The organism is Lacrimispora struthionigena (assembly GCF_048627165.1).
Classification (GTDB): Bacteria; Bacillota; Clostridia; order Lachnospirales; family Lachnospiraceae; genus Lacrimispora.
Genome location: NZ_JBMBWP010000001.1, coordinates 1776855 through 1791812 on the forward strand (window position 1 = coordinate 1776855; position 14958 = coordinate 1791812).

10 protein-coding genes are annotated in these 14958 nt (G+C 41.8%); 7 read left to right on the plus strand and 3 right to left on the minus strand.

From position 1 onward, the window contains the following. Positions 1–17: 17 nt before the first annotated feature. Positions 18–2453, minus strand: a complete 2436-nt coding sequence (locus tag ACOAOT_RS08055; RefSeq protein ID WP_420216509.1) for a glycoside hydrolase family 94 protein — start codon at positions 2451–2453, stop codon at positions 18–20. A gap of 302 nt (positions 2454–2755) precedes the next feature. On the opposite strand from ACOAOT_RS08055, the gene ACOAOT_RS08060 reads away from it, so the two are divergent. The 5 genes from ACOAOT_RS08060 to ACOAOT_RS08080 are packed head-to-tail and all read left to right on the plus strand — an operon-like array spanning position 2756 to position 8395. After that, the gene (locus ACOAOT_RS08060) at positions 2756–3775 is read left to right on the plus strand and encodes a LacI family DNA-binding transcriptional regulator (RefSeq protein WP_104436057.1); all 1020 of its coding nucleotides are present in this window, start codon (positions 2756–2758) and stop codon (positions 3773–3775) included. 28 nt (positions 3776–3803) lie between these two features. Then, the gene (locus ACOAOT_RS08065) at positions 3804–5222 is read left to right on the plus strand and encodes a carbohydrate ABC transporter substrate-binding protein (RefSeq protein WP_420216510.1); all 1419 of its coding nucleotides are present in this window, start codon (positions 3804–3806) and stop codon (positions 5220–5222) included. Positions 5223–5274: 52 nt separating this feature from the next. Further along, positions 5275–6210 (plus strand): carbohydrate ABC transporter permease, encoded by a 936-nt coding sequence (locus tag ACOAOT_RS08070; protein WP_104436058.1) that lies wholly within the window; start codon positions 5275–5277, stop codon positions 6208–6210. After that, positions 6210–7049, plus strand: coding sequence for a carbohydrate ABC transporter permease (locus ACOAOT_RS08075; protein ID WP_420216511.1), 840 nt, complete (start codon positions 6210–6212; stop codon positions 7047–7049). The genes ACOAOT_RS08070 and ACOAOT_RS08075 overlap by 1 nt, the downstream gene beginning before the upstream one ends. 5 nt (positions 7050–7054) lie before the next feature. After that, the gene (locus ACOAOT_RS08080; protein ID WP_420216512.1) at positions 7055–8395 is read left to right on the plus strand and encodes a GH1 family beta-glucosidase; all 1341 of its coding nucleotides are present in this window, start codon (positions 7055–7057) and stop codon (positions 8393–8395) included. 64 nt (positions 8396–8459) lie between these two features. Here ACOAOT_RS08080 and ACOAOT_RS08085 read toward each other — a convergent pair whose 3' ends face one another. Next, entirely contained in the window at positions 8460–9515 is a 1056-nt protein-coding gene (locus ACOAOT_RS08085; RefSeq protein ID WP_420216513.1) for a hypothetical protein, read from the minus strand. Between the two features lie 119 nt (positions 9516–9634). After that, entirely contained in the window at positions 9635–10216 is a 582-nt protein-coding gene (locus tag ACOAOT_RS08090) for a TetR/AcrR family transcriptional regulator (RefSeq protein ID WP_170823437.1), read from the minus strand. Positions 10217–10436: 220 nt separating this feature from the next. Here ACOAOT_RS08090 and ACOAOT_RS08095 point away from each other — a divergent pair, with 220 nt between their 5' ends. Further along, entirely contained in the window at positions 10437–12620 is a 2184-nt protein-coding gene (locus tag ACOAOT_RS08095) for an efflux RND transporter permease subunit (RefSeq protein WP_420216514.1), read from the plus strand. Further along, positions 12613–14862 (plus strand): hypothetical protein, encoded by a 2250-nt coding sequence (locus tag ACOAOT_RS08100; protein WP_420216515.1) that lies wholly within the window; start codon positions 12613–12615, stop codon positions 14860–14862. The genes ACOAOT_RS08095 and ACOAOT_RS08100 overlap by 8 nt, the downstream gene beginning before the upstream one ends. Positions 14863–14958 lie beyond the last annotated feature (96 nt).

Genomic DNA, 14958 nt, shown 5'->3' on the forward strand with positions numbered 1-14958 from the left:
GGCTTTCTCCCTTTTGCTTATTCCAGTGTAAGATCTACACGATATTCTGTTTTTCCAGCCTGGAATGGGATCTCATTCCCCTCAATGGCAGAACCATCTACCAGGAAGGATGAAATCTTATTGCCTGTTTCCCCTTTTCTTACTACATGAATGTGATAGGTAGCACCCCGGAATTTACGGATCGCAGAAAATTCCCCGATTGAATCCGGAAGACAAGGGTTAACAATCAGCCCATGGAAGCCGGGACGTATTCCCAGAATGTGCTGGGAGATACAGACAAAGGTCCAGGCAGCTGTACCAGTGAGCCAGCTGTTCTTTGCTTCACCGAAATTAGCAGCATCCTTACCGGCGATCATCTGGGAATAGCAGTAAGGCTCTGTTTTATGGATCTCACTGATTTCCTCAGTATAGGCAGGAGCTGTTTTCCGGTATACTTCAAATGCACGGTTTCCTCTGCCAATCATGGTTTCTGCAATGGAAATCCATGGGTTATTGTGGCAGAATATACCGGCATTTTCTTTGTATCCTGGCGGATAGGAAGAAATTTCACCCAGCTCTTTGTGGTAAGTCTGATATGCCGGCTGATGCAGAACGATTCCATAGGTGGTATCAAGTCTTTCCTCTACACTGTCAAGAGCTTTCTTAGCCAGTCCTTCTTCTATTCCGATACCGCCCATTATGCAGAATCCCTGAGGTTCAATAAAGATCTGCCCCTCTGTGCACTCTTTTGAGCCGACTTTATTGCCTGCAGCATCATAGGCCCGCAGGAACCATTCTCCATCCCAGCCAGATTTAAGGACTGCGTCATAAACCGCTTTTACAGAAGTCTCTGCTTCAATGGCTTCTTCTTCCAATCCCGTCAAACGGCAGATTTCTGCGTATTCTTTACCATACTTTACATACATTCCTGCAATCATCAGCGATTCCGCAACAGGCCCTTCTGATGGTCCGGTGGTCTGAAATGATTCCCCTGGCTCTGTTGAGAAGCAGTTTAAATTCAAACAGTCATTCCAGTCGGCACGGCCAATAAGCGGAAGTCCATGAGGCCCTAAATGGGTTTTTGTAAATCCAAAGGAACGTCTTAAATGTTCCATTAAAGTCTGGCTTCTGTCAGCATCATTATCGAAAGGAACATTTTCTTTTAAAATATCCCAGTCGCCGGTTTCCCGTATGTATGCGCTGACACCTGCGATTAGCCAGAGAGGATCGTCATTAAAACCGCTTCCAATGTCCATGTTTCCTCTTTTTGTAAGAGGCTGATACTGGTGATAAGCACTTCCGTCTTCAAACTGGGTAGAGGCAATATCGATGATCCGCTCTCTGGCCCGTTCCGGTATCATATGCACGAAACCAAGCAAATCCTGGCAGGAATCCCGAAATCCCATACCTCTACCTGTTCCGGATTCGTAATAGGAGGCAGAACGGGACATGTTAAAGGTAACCATACATTGATACTGGTTCCAGATGTTAACCATGCGGGCTGTCTTTTCCTCTTTCAGCGATACGCTGTAGGTGGATAGAAGATCTGTCCAATACTGTTTCAGCTTTTCCAGTGCAGTCTCAATATCAGCAGCAGTGCGGTATTTTTTCAGAACAGCGTCAGATGGAGCTTTGTTAATCACATCTGGTGCACTCCATTTTGAATCAGGTTCATTCTCAGCATAACCAAGTACAAAAACAAAGGTTTTTTCCTCTCCGGGCTCTAAATGGAGTGTGATCCGGTGAGAACCGATGGGAGACCAGCCGCTTGCCATGGAATTACCGGAAGCATTTTTTTCCACCATAGCAGGGTTCTGGTTGGAACCATAGACACCTACAAAGGTATTCCGGTCAGTATCAAATCCCTGGATCTGTGAATTGACGGAATAATAGGCATAATGATTTCGTCTTTCTCTGTATTCTGTTTTATGGTAAATAACAGAACCTTCCACCTCAACTTCACCGGTACTGAAATTCCTCTGGAAATTGGTCATATCATCCATGGCATTCCACAGACAGAATTCCACATAAGAATACAGGGTAAAATCTTTGGACCCTGTGCTTTCATTCTTTAATGTTACCTGGTTGATCTCGCAGGAGTCTCCCAGTGGTACAAAGGATGTCACATTGGCTTTTAAACCATTCTTCTTTCCAGTGATACGGGTCACTCCAAGTCCATGACGGCATTCATAAAAATCCAAGGGAGTCTTTGAAGGCTGCCAGCCCGGATTCCAAATAGTGCCGTTTTCATTAATGTAGTAGTAGTGTCCGTTGCTGTCCAGAGGAACATTATTGTAACGGTACCTTGTAAGCCGGAGCATCTTGGCATCTTTATAGAAGCTGTATCCCCCTCCGGTATTGGAAACCAGCGAAAAGAAATTCTCGCTTCCCAGATAGTTGATCCACGGCAGAGGAGTATCTGGGGAAGTAATTACATATTCTTTGTCCTGGTCATTAAAATATCCATATTTCATAGTTGAATAACTCCTTCCTGTTGGATGACCCAAATCCCTAAAAACGACATTTTTCGAAAACGATTAAGAAAGATATTAGGGAGTTATACGGTCATAATAGCGCGGGTTGAGAAAAAAAACAAGAGGAATCTTTGAAATTATAGAAGAAAAAATATATTAGTCTTTTGTATGATGTAAATATGCACAAAAACAATTAATAAAAACTATTTAAACTAGACAAAAAAGAAAAAACATATTGATTTTTGCCAAAGAAAGGGGTATAGTGAAAATACGAAAACGATTAAGTTAAAAGGATGAGACATATGATTTCTATGAAAGAACTGGCACAGCACTGCGGGGTTTCCGTTGCCACAGTGAGCAAGGCGCTTAATGATCAGAGCGACATCGGGGAGAGTACTAAAATAAGAGTTAAGCAGGCAGCGGAAAAGCTGGGGTATTTTCCCAATGCTGCAGCAAGGTCCTTAAAGACAAACAGAAGCTATAACATAGGGGTTCTGTTCGTTGATGAGGCTAACAGCGGTCTGACCCATGAATATTTTGCCGCGGTTCTTGAAGGGTTTAAGGTAGAGGCTGAAAAGCAGGGTTATGATATCACGTTTATTAATGGGCAGATAGGAAAAAAGAAAGTTTCCTATTATGAACACTGCAAATACAGAAATGTAGACGGAGTGGTGATTGCCTGTGTTAAATTTGACAACCCTGAAGTGGTTGAACTGTTAAACGGGGACATTCCTGTTGTGACAATCGATCACATCAATGAAAACTGTTCTTCTGTATTGTCCGATAACGTAAAGGGCATTGAGAGCCTGATGGAATATGTTTACGAAAAAGGACATAGAAAGATTGCTTACATACACGGACAGGCGAGCACTACCGTTACAAAAGCCAGACTCACCAGCTTCTATCGATTTCTTGAAAGCCGGGAACTTTCAGTACCAGATGATTATGTACTGGAAGCAGATTATCTGGATGTCAGCCAGGCTATGGCATGTACCAGTGAGTTGTTAGACAGAAAAGATCCACCAACCTGTATTTTATATCCGGATGATACCGCACTGATCGGCGGGCTTAATGAAATCCGGAGGAGGGATTTAAGGGTTCCAGATGATATCTCAATTGCCGGATATGACGGCAGCAGATTATCACAGATATTAAACCCCAGGCTTACTACCATTCGCCAGGATACATCAGCAATTGGTATGCAGGCCGCTAAAAAACTGATAAGCACGATCGATAAACCTAAGACGACTTTCACGGAACAGATTATTGTGGAAGGCGAACTGATCACAGGGGAATCGGTTGGTAATGCTAATATTTCATGATAGTAATATCAGAAAAGGAGAGGGAAATATGAAGAAGAAAGTTGTAAGCGGATTATTATGCGCGGTGATGGCAGCTTCACTGGTTGCCGGATGCTCTTCAAAGAGTGCACCGAGCGAAAGCGGAAGCACAGCTGCAGACACGACGACTGCCAAGGAAACTGAGGCAAAGGCGGAGACGCAGAAAGAGGCTGGTGGTGAAGGAGGAAAAGTGATTAATATTTATGTCTGGAACGATGAATTCAAAGCCAGATATGAAGATTATTATGCTTCCAAGCTTCCGGCAGGTTATAAGGTTAATTTTGTGACAACTCCCAGTGAGAACAACGCCTATCAGAATGCTCTTGATGAAGCACTGTTAAATCAGAATGACGCAAAGCCTGATGATAAAGTGGATATGTTCCTGGTTGAAGCAGATTACATTCTGAAGTATGTAAATTCTGATTACACCATGGATTTAAAGGATGTTGGTGTTACAGAACAGGATATGTCAAAGCAGTATGACTATACTAAAGTAATCGCTAAGGATTCCAAGGGAGCACAAAAAGGTATTTCATGGCAGGGCTGCCCAGGACTTTATATCTATCGCCGCTCTATTGCCAAAGCAGTACTTGGAACCGATGATCCTGCAGAAGTTCAAAAAGCGATTAATGACTGGGACTCTTTTGACAAAACAGCTGCCAAGATGAAAGACAAAGGTTACTTTATGCTTTCCGGCTATGATGATTCTTACCGTACTTTCTCTAACAATGTAGCTGCTCCATGGGTAAATGGAAAGAAGGTAGCCATTGATCCAAACCTTGAAAAATGGGTTGATCAGACAAAGAAATACACAGACAGCGGTTACAATCAGAAGACCACACTCTGGGCAGCTGAATGGGCTTCCGGACAGGGACCTGAAGGAAAAGTATTTGGTTATTTCATGCCTGCATGGGGCGTAGATTTCGTTCTTGCTAAAAACTCTCTTGCAAAAGCAGAAGCAGACGGCGGAAAGCAGGAAGTAGGAAATGGTAATTACGGTGACTGGGCTGCAACCATTGGACCAGAATCCTATAACTGGGGCGGAACCTGGCTGTGTGCAGCTAATGGTACTGATAACCCTGATATCGTAGCAGATATCATGAAGACAATCTGCTGTGATGATGCAACCATGAAGAAAATTGTAGAAGAGAAGAATGACTTTGTTAATAATAAGACAGTTATGGAAGCTCTTGCAAAGGGCGACTACAAGTCAGCTTTCCTTGGCGGACAGAATCCTCTTCAGATGTATTGTGACGCTGCAGAGAAGATCGATATGAGCAAGATTTCTCCTTATGATCAGGGTCTGAATGAAAGCTTCCAGAATGCTATGCATGATTATTTTAACGGTACTGTAGACAAAGATACAGCACTTAAGAATTTCTACACTTCAGCACAAGAGAAATATCCGGAATTAGAAGTACAGCAGTAGCAAAATACAGGGCGGGATTTTCCCGCCCTGTATGAAAACAGGAGGCTCCATCATGGTAAGAGAAAAAAAGGCAAAAGCCAGAAAGAAAGTCAGCTATTCAAAATGGGGATATATTTTTTTAATACCTTTCTTTGCTACATATTTAATATTTTCCTTTATCCCCCTGGTAACTACGTTTTATAACAGCATGTTTGAAAATTACCGTTCAGGGTTAACCCAGATCGGACCTAATTTTGTGGGATTTGAAAATTATATTTCTATTTTCCAGAGTGATCTCCTGAAATACCTGGGCAATACGGTGATTCTCTGGATAATCGGTTTTATTCCTCAGATTTTCTTTTCCCTGATTCTGGCGGTTTGGTTTGCTGATTTCAGAATGAAGCTAAGAGGAAGTACTTTTTTCAAGACAATTATTTATCTTCCTAATGTAATTATGGCAGCGTCCTTTGCCATGCTGTTTTTTGCCCTGTTTTCAGATGACGGTCCAATGAACAATCTTTTGATAAGAATGGGGCTGATTGACAGTCCGATCCGTTATCTCACCACAGTATGGGGAACCAGGGGACTGGTCGGTTTTATGAACTTTATGATGTGGTTTGGTAATACGACCATCCTTTTGATGGCGGCTATTTTAGGAGTGGATTCTGCTTTGTTTGAAGCTGCGGCCATTGATGGGGCGAAATCTCTTCAGATATTCACCAAAATTACCATGCCTACAATTAAACCCATTTTTATTTATGTGCTGATTACTTCACTCATCGGCGGACTGCAGATGTTTGATGTACCCCAGGTACTTACTAATGGAAAAGGTACGCCTGACCGGACCAGCATGACGTTAATTATGTTTCTGAACAATCATTTATACAGCAAAAACTACGGTATGGCAGGAGCGTTATCTGTAATACTCTTCATTATAACAGCAGCACTCAGCCTCGTAGTATTTTTCATACTTACCGGTTCAGGTAAAGAGAAAGGAGGATCAAGATAATGGGAAAAGTGAAGAATTTAAAAAAGGCAGCAGCCTATATTGTATTGTCGCTTTTATCGTTTCTTTGCCTTTTTTTCTTTTATTGCCTGATCATCAATGCGACCAGATCCCATCCGGAAATAGCTAAGGGATTCTCATTTTTACCGGGAAAATCATTTGGTCCTAACTTATATAACGTACTGCACAACAAGAATCTGCCTGTAGTAAGTGGAATAGTAAACAGTTTATTTATTGCCAGTGCTTCTGCAGCTCTTTCGGTATACGTATCAGCACTGACTGCATACGCGATTCACGCCTATGATTTTAAGTTCAGAAATGCTGTTTATCTTTTTATCATCCTGATTATGATGATTCCGAATCAGGTAACCACCCTTGGATTTTTAAGCCTGATTGGTAAAATGGGGCTTATGGACAGTTTTGTTCCACTGATTCTTCCATCTATGGCTGCACCAGTCGTATTTTATTTTATGGTTTCTTATTTTCAGAGTAATTTGCCCTTAGAAATCGTGGAATCAGCCAGAATCGACGGATCCAATGAATTTTTCACCTTTAACTATATTGTAATTCCCATTGTGAAGCCTGCTTTGGCAGTACAGGGAATCTTTGCATTCGTAGCTTCCTGGAACAATTATTTTGTTCCTTCCCTAGTCCTTAAATCCAATACGAAAAAAACACTTCCAATCCTGATTGCCCAGCTTCGAAGTGCAGATTTCTTAAAATTTGACATGGGGCAGGTTTATATGCTTATTACCATTGCCATCGTTCCGGTTGCAATCATCTATCTGTGCCTGTCAAAATTCATCATTGGCGGTGTGACAGCAGGTAGTGTGAAAGGATAAATACGATGGACTGGAAAAAAGACTTTATATGGGGAACCGCAACTTCATCCTATCAGATAGAGGGGGCAGCTTTTGAGGATGGAAAAGGGCTGTCTGTATGGGATGTCTTTGTAAGAGAGAAAGGCAAAATTTTTGAAGGACATACGGGAGACGTGGCATGTGATCATTACCACCGGATGAAAGAGGATGTAGCCCTGCTTGCAGAACTTGGAGTGGGGGCTTACCGCTTTTCCGTTTCCTGGCCAAGAATTATGCCTCATGGTACCGGAAGCGTCAATGAAAAGGGGCTTAAATTCTATTCAGATCTGATTGATGAACTGTTAAAGCATCATATTACTCCATATGTGACCTTGTTTCATTGGGATTATCCCAATGAACTGGAGATGCAGGGCGGATGGTTAAATCCCAGCAGCCCTGATTGGTTTGCTGAATATACAGCAGTTGTAGCAAATGCATTTGGAGACCGGGTAAAGAATTTCATTACGTTTAACGAGCCTCAGATATTTACCTGGCTTGGATATGACAGATGCACCCATGCTCCGGGAATCAAATATCCGGTTGGCAGAATCCTTGCCATGTGCAGGAATATTGCTTTGGCACATGGGAAATCTGTCCAGAAACTACGGGAAATAGTATCGGATTGCCGGGTAGGATATGCACCTACCTGCGGCAATGCCTACTGGCCTGTGGTAGAAACTGAATTGCTGGCTGCAAAAGCAAAAGAGCTTCAGAACTCCATAGGAGAGGAAGACTGGATTCATTCTTCCGCATTCTGGAATGAATTGTTTATAAAGGGAAGATTTCACCGGCAATGTCTTCAGTTATTTGGGGAAGACTTACCAGAATTGTCCGAAAGGGACCGGCTTCTAATCAGCCAGCCTCTTGATTTTTGTGGGATGAATCTCTATCAGGGAACCTCTGTTAATTTATCCAACGCAGGTGATTTAATTCTTGGTCGGCTACCGGCCGGACATGGGAAGACCGGAATGGGCTGGCCCATTACTCCGAAAGCCATGTACTGGGCAGTAAAGAACTTTTACGATACTTACCAATTGCCTTTGTTTATTACAGAGAATGGTATGTCAGCCCTGGATGTAATATCCTTAGATGGCGGTGTTCACGATCCATCCAGAATTGATTACCTGGAGCGCCATCTGTCTGAACTGAAGCGCGCAGTATCAGACGGAGCGAAGGTGGAAGGGTACTTTTTGTGGAGCTTTCTGGATAATTTCGAATGGGAAAAGGGTTATGACGACCGGTTTGGAATTGTTTATGTAGACTATGAAACCCAGAGAAGAATACCAAAGGACAGCTTTTACTGGTACCAGAATATAATCAGATCATGATATTATCAAAAAGGACCATTGATCCATATGTGTAAATCACTTATGGAGCGATGGTCCTTTTTGATTACCCCAGTGGGGTGGTCTGACCGGTTACCTCGTCAAATTGATAGCCTACGCTGTTGTCGTTGCAATCACATAAATAAGTGGCCACATAGGCTAGCGTACTGTCGGGAAGCCGTTTGTAAGTCCGTACAGTGTAGTAGTTCTTTCCTTCGATTTTAGTTATTCCCGGAGAAGCTATAAACTGATAGGAATCTGCGCTTTCTGCAAGTTTTAATTTTTCCTGCCCCTGAGAACGAACTGTGTTCTCTGCCTGTTCAATGGAAGTTTCTGACTTGGGCTGCTTTTGTATATCAGATATTACTTTTTTCTGCTCATTCCACTGGTTTTTGAAAAAGTCGTTCCAGGATTCGCTGCCTTTGCCTGCTGTCACAGTCACACTGTCGCCTGCAGTTTCCAGCGTGATGGAGAGGTAGGTCTTGGAGTCGGAAGAAGGACCGGCCAGCTGATAACATTCCGCATTCTCGCTTTTTGTTTCACTTTCCGTGCTTTCTGCCGTTGTGCTTTCCTTGGTCACATCGATAAAACTTTTCTGGGTTTCTAAGTAATCCTTATAGGTTTTTAAATCTGCTGAGGCATTCTCCAAATGTACATATTTGTAGGTGTCTTTTGCTTCATCAGCTGTATCACCTTCGGAAGCTGCCTTGCCTTCTGCCTCTGTGCCAGACTTTGCGGCATCGACAGACTCTTTCTTTTCAGCCTCTGATTTTTTTGTCTCCTCTGAGCTTTCGGGAACAGGTGCTGGTTCTTCGTAGGTACGTTCCCCTACAATTGTAGTGAAAGAGGAGATGTCCTCATCTTTTGAAAAATAATAATCCGGTGCTTTGGCCACCTTTTCTTTTACCGTATTCTTATTTTTCATGGATAATAAAATTATGGCTTGCGCGGCGCCGATAATAACAATGAACAGGGCTGCTACCAATAGGATAACGACTCGTTTGTTTTTCGGCAATAAAGATTTTTTACCAGTTTTTGCAGGCTTTTCTTTCTTTACTCTTGCAGCTTTTGATTTTTTTTGTTTTGTTTTAGGTACTTTTTCTTTTGTTTTCTTTGTAGGCATAATGATCGTCCTTATGTAATATTTAATGCAAAAGATTAGATGCAGTTACAAAATCTAACTAACCATATATCGGTCAGTACTTATTGAAACATAAGGATTGTCTTATATTTATCACACAATTATGCGGTTAAAAGATTTTTTGCAGTTCCCATTATAACCTTATCCACGAATTCTGCAACTTCTTCTTTCGGCTGCTGCATATCGGTATTGAGCCACTGTTTAAAAACTCCGGTAAGCCCGTAGGTTATGAATTCCAAAAAATAGTTTAAGGTTACATCCTTTGCGTTGGGGTATTGCTCTTTAATAATGGCAGTTCCGTTTTTTAAGATAAGAGTATGGAAGCGATTAACAAAATCATTGGATGAACTGTTCTCAAAAAGGATTTTACATATCTTTTTGTTTTCTTCAATATATTGAATGATGGGAATTGTTACTGGCATGAGAGAAGCCTTTTTAAAAGCGTCACGATAGCCATTTACCATGTTTTGAAAGTCTCTTAATACTTCCGTTTCCATTTCCTGCAGAAGACTATAGGTATCTGCGTAATGGAGATAAAAGGTTCCGCGGTTTAAATCTGCCAGCTCGGTAATATCCTTTACGGATATATTTTTAAAATCCTTTTTTTCCATAAGTTCAAGTAGACTTTCTTTTAATAATCTTTGAGTTTTTCGTATGCGTCGATCCTGCTTTTGCATGTCCATACAATTCCTCCCCCTCGCGCTTTGGCGCGCCTTCTGATTTTAATTGACGTTTTTCTAAATGGTGTTGAGTATTATGCTGGAAAATATTCAGTGATTATTAATAGATGTATCAAAATAGATTGATTATTGAATGTTATGTACACTAGTATTATAATATACACGTGTTCAAAAGTCAATAAAGTATCCATTAGTAGATTAGCGATTATAAATGGAGGGGGATATGGAAAAGAATAGAAGTTTTTTTGACAAATTTGTTCATTTTATTGTATTTAAAGGAAAATTGATCGAGAGTGTTTTTTTTGCAGGGACCATAATTTGCGCAGTGTGCTTTCCTTTTGTAAAAGTCAACTATGATTTAAGTAAGTATCTGCCCCAGTTTGCCCAGACGAAACAGGCTCTGGATGTGATGGAGGATGAGTTCGGATATCCTGGCATGGCCCGGATTATGGTAAAGAACGTAAGCCTTCAGGAAGCGAAACGGATCAGGAGTAAAATCTCAGATCTTGAGGGCGTGGATGTGGTAATAGGACCTGATCTTACAACAGATGTATACATGGGCGCTTCCTTTGCAAATGAGGGGCTGTCGGATATGGCTTCACTTGATTCGTTCTCTATGAACAACTATTACCGTGATGGAAATGCACTGATGGATGTGATTTTTAAAAAAGGAGATGACAATCCCCTTACCCGTTCCGCCATTAAGGAAATATACCGTATTGTTGGAAAGGATCGGGGGTGCTTTGCCGGAAGCGCAATATCAAGTAAAGAGAGGGAGGAATCCATTACACATGAGATAACCATAGCCATAGGTATGGCACTGGTTATTATCTGGCTGATACTGGCCCTTACGACCACATCATGGATGGAGCCATTTTTATTTATTTTAATCATGATAATTGCAATTATACTGAATATGGGATCTAATCTGATGTTTGGTACAATCTCATTTTTTACATTCTCAACAGCAGCTATTTTGCAGCTGGCAGTTTCTATGGATTATTCAATCTTTCTTCTACATACGTTTACTGCCATTAAAAAAACGGGAGTAGAAATACATAAAGCCATGGAAATGGCGGTGAAGGAATCCTGCAGTTCTATTCTGGCCAGCGGAGCAACTACGATTGTTGGATTTATAGTCATTGCATTTATGCGTTTTACCATCGGCCGGGATGTGGGCTTTGTTTTGACAAAGGGAATTATCTGCAGCCTTGCAACCGTACTTTTCCTGATGCCGACCCTGATCCTGCATTTTGATAAAATGATAGAAAAAACGGCCCATAAACCCTTTGTACCCCCCTTTGACCGGTTTGCAAAGCTGATGAACAGGTTAAGAAAACCTGTTTTTGTTATAGCAATGCTCCTGGCTGTTCCCTGTTACTTTGGCCAGAACATGAATGCATTTTACTATGGCGATGATGCCATCGGGGCAGGCCCGGGAACAAGAGTCTATGAGGATACAAGAAAAATCAATGAGGAGTTTGGAAAATCCAATATGATAATCGGGATTGTGCCAAATGGTTCGGTGGTAACGGAAAGACAACTGACAGATGCACTGGAGGATCTGGATTTTGTTAATTATGCCATTTCCATGTCAGGTACAATACCCAGGGGTATTCCGGAAAGCTTTCTGCCGGATAAGGTAAGCAAGCAGTTAAGAAGCAGCCGGTATGCCAGATTTTTAATATCCATGAATACGGTTCAGGAAAGCCAGTATGCATTTGACTGCAGCCAGAAGCTTGAGAATGTAATACGTAAATTTTACCCTGATGATGCTTATGTGATTGGTATGACACCCACAACCATTGATATCCGTGATATCCTCACAGATGATTATAATAAGGTATCCCTCCTTTCACTTGCGGGGGTTGCGCTTGTGGTATTAGTGACCTTTCAGGCGATTCTGGTGCCGATTCTTGTTATTATCCCCATTGAGGTGGCAATCTACTTAAATATGACTTTGCCTTACGTTATGGGAGACAGTATGGTTTATATCGGCTATATTATCGTCAGCTGCCTTCAGCTGGGTGCCACCATTGACTACTCCATATTGATGACCAACAATTATCTGGGGTTTAGAAAAACCATGAATAATACAGATTCAGCAATGGCGGCTATTTCTAAAAGCACCTTATCCATTCTCACTTCAGGAGGAATTCTGACCGTGGTGGGATATCTTCTGTTTTTTACTTCCTCCATTCAGGCAATCTCCCAGGTGGGAAGGCTTGTGGGCAGAGGGGCTTTACTTAGTATGATATTGGTATTATCTCTGTTGCCGGCACTTCTTAGTTTGTTTGATAAACAGATACAAAAACAGCAGGAACGCTCCATAAAACGAAAAGAAAGGCGTCGATTAAAATATACAAAAGTGAGAGGAACGTTAAAAGGAGGGGATGTAAATGAATAAGCATAAAAAAATATTATCCATAGGGCTGGCTGCCGTTTTTTCTATGCAGTCTGTACTGATGCCGCTGGCATCGCAGGTTCAGCCTCCATACGATGAAACTCTTTATGTAACAATGGATCCCTATGGTGAAATAAAAGAAAGCAGTATTGTAAAGATTTATAAAACAGATGGAAATGAGCCGCTGGTGGATTATGGAAATTATGAAAAGGTAATTAATCTGACTGATCATTCTCAGCCAGTAATCGGAGAAGACGGGTCGGTAACGTTTACTCCCCAAGCAGGAGAAAAAAGGTTTTATTTTGAGGGACAGACAAAGACAGAAAAAAAAGAACTGCCCTGGGATATTACAGTTAGTTACAGGCTTAACGGAGTTGAGAAAAAAGCAGAGGAACTTGCGGGTGAAAAAGGTCTGGTAGAAGTAAATGTGGACCTTAAGCCCAATGAAGGACTTTCTGATTTTTACAAAAATAATATGACATTGATGGGCAGTGCGGTCGTAGACATGGATCAAAACTTAAGTCTGGAAGCAGAAGGCGCTCAGGTACAAACGGTTGGTAATTTAAGCACGGTTGTTTTCTTTGCGCTTCCAGGAGAAGATGGTCATTATTCCATCCGCATTGGAACTGATGATTTTAAATTTTCCGGCGTAGTTTTTGCCATGGTTCCGCTGACAGTGAGTCAGCTCGACAAAGTTAAAGATTTGCGGGAAGCAAAGGAAACCATGGAAGATTCCGCTGACGCAATCAGTGACAGCCTGGATGTGGTGCTAAATACCATGGACCAGATGAAGAACAGTATTGACAACACATCAGATGGAATCAGAGGGCTTGATAAAACCAGACAGATTGTTGCAGATTCCAAAGGAACGGTTTATCAAAACGCCGATGAAGCCCTTAATGCACTGGATGGACTGTCTCAGACACTGCGGCCGTTTTACAATCATACAGAGAATGCCAAGACGGCGTTAAATGATTTAAGAGGCCAGACCAATCACCTGACTGAAATCCTAAGTGATCTTACTCCGGATTTAAACGATCTTCAGGAAGGAGTAAGAGATTTAAGAGATGAACTGAAGGAATTGCAGAAACTGGTGAATTCTCCGGAAACAGGAATGAAGACCCAGATGGTTTTAAAGCAGCTTGATAAAACACAGGACCATTTAAACACACTTACAAACCAACAGCAGACACTGGCGAAGGAGCTGGAACAGCTGGCTAAGATACTTCCCCAGATGGTGTCTTTAAGCGGATCACTAAGCGCTTCGGCACAGGCACTTGGAGATGAGGATCTGGAAGACTTACTTGAGGATATCAAGGCAGAAGATCTGGCAGACAGTGACGAGATTTCCTCTTATTTATTTAATGAAAAAGGCTATTCTGTCACAGAAATCAATGCATTAACCAATTACTTATCCTCTGCACTGGGAGCCGGGAATATTGCTTCCCCCAGCTCTGCAACAAATGCTGCAACAAAGGCTGCCATGCAGGCCGCAGCGCCACTGGCACAGCTTTTGCCCCAGCTGGCAGGAAGCGGGGCAGGACTCTCCGACGATATGTCAAAGTTCCTTGGTCTGACAAAAGCACTACTTGGTGATCTTTATGCGGAAGGAAATCATATTAACGGGGCAACAGACGGGGTAATAAAAACCACGGATGCCGTTGGGAAACTTTGTGATACTGCGGATGATCTGATTGGAAATGCAGAGGAACTTAATGGAATTTTAAACCGTCATCATGATGAGATGCTTAATACGCTGACAGATATGGGGAAAATGACAGACAGTGCATCAAGGAGTATTGATTCCATGAATGTATTCTTCCGCTCTCTGGAGAGTCAGTTAAAGACGGTGGGAAACTCGTTAAACGGCAGTACACAAAAGACGTTAAACGGGCTGGCTGATACCCTGGATATTGCAGGAAACGGACTTGATCAGACTGAAGTGTTAAGAAATGCAAAGGATACAATTAAAAATATGATCGATGATAAGTGGGATGAATATACCACTGAGGATACAACCCTGCTAAATATTGATTTAGAAGCAAAGCCGGTTTCCATGACGTCGGTAAAGAACCCATCACCAAAGAGCATTCAGATCATACTGAGAACAGGGGAAATTAAACAGGACGAAGAAGACAAGGATAATAAAGTAGATGAAGATTTTCATCCCGATGGTAATGTGCTTCACCGCATAGGAAATATTTTTAAAAACATTTTCGGATTTTTTACTTCTATATTTAAATAGAAGAAATCAGATAAAAATCATAGGTTTTTAAGAAATTCTACATTGTTATTTTTTGATTTCCTGCTTATAATAGTTTCAGGACATTTAAAAGGAGGA

What these genes read in the sequence shown, in the direction of transcription:
- ACOAOT_RS08055 (WP_420216509.1), bottom strand. Translation starts at nt 2,453, where the DNA reads ATGAAATATGGATATTTTAATGACCAGGACAAAGAATATGTAATTACT.
- ACOAOT_RS08060 (WP_104436057.1), top strand. Translation starts at nt 2,756, where the DNA reads ATGATTTCTATGAAAGAACTGGCACAGCACTGCGGGGTTTCCGTTGCC.
- ACOAOT_RS08065 (WP_420216510.1), top strand. Translation starts at nt 3,804, where the DNA reads ATGAAGAAGAAAGTTGTAAGCGGATTATTATGCGCGGTGATGGCAGCT.
- ACOAOT_RS08070 (WP_104436058.1), top strand. Translation starts at nt 5,275, where the DNA reads ATGGTAAGAGAAAAAAAGGCAAAAGCCAGAAAGAAAGTCAGCTATTCA.
- ACOAOT_RS08075 (WP_420216511.1), top strand. Translation starts at nt 6,210, where the DNA reads ATGGGAAAAGTGAAGAATTTAAAAAAGGCAGCAGCCTATATTGTATTG.
- ACOAOT_RS08080 (WP_420216512.1), top strand. Translation starts at nt 7,055, where the DNA reads ATGGACTGGAAAAAAGACTTTATATGGGGAACCGCAACTTCATCCTAT.
- ACOAOT_RS08085 (WP_420216513.1), bottom strand. Translation starts at nt 9,515, where the DNA reads ATGCCTACAAAGAAAACAAAAGAAAAAGTACCTAAAACAAAACAAAAA.
- ACOAOT_RS08090 (WP_170823437.1), bottom strand. Translation starts at nt 10,216, where the DNA reads ATGGACATGCAAAAGCAGGATCGACGCATACGAAAAACTCAAAGATTA.
- ACOAOT_RS08095 (WP_420216514.1), top strand. Translation starts at nt 10,437, where the DNA reads ATGGAAAAGAATAGAAGTTTTTTTGACAAATTTGTTCATTTTATTGTA.
- ACOAOT_RS08100 (WP_420216515.1), top strand. Translation starts at nt 12,613, where the DNA reads ATGAATAAGCATAAAAAAATATTATCCATAGGGCTGGCTGCCGTTTTT.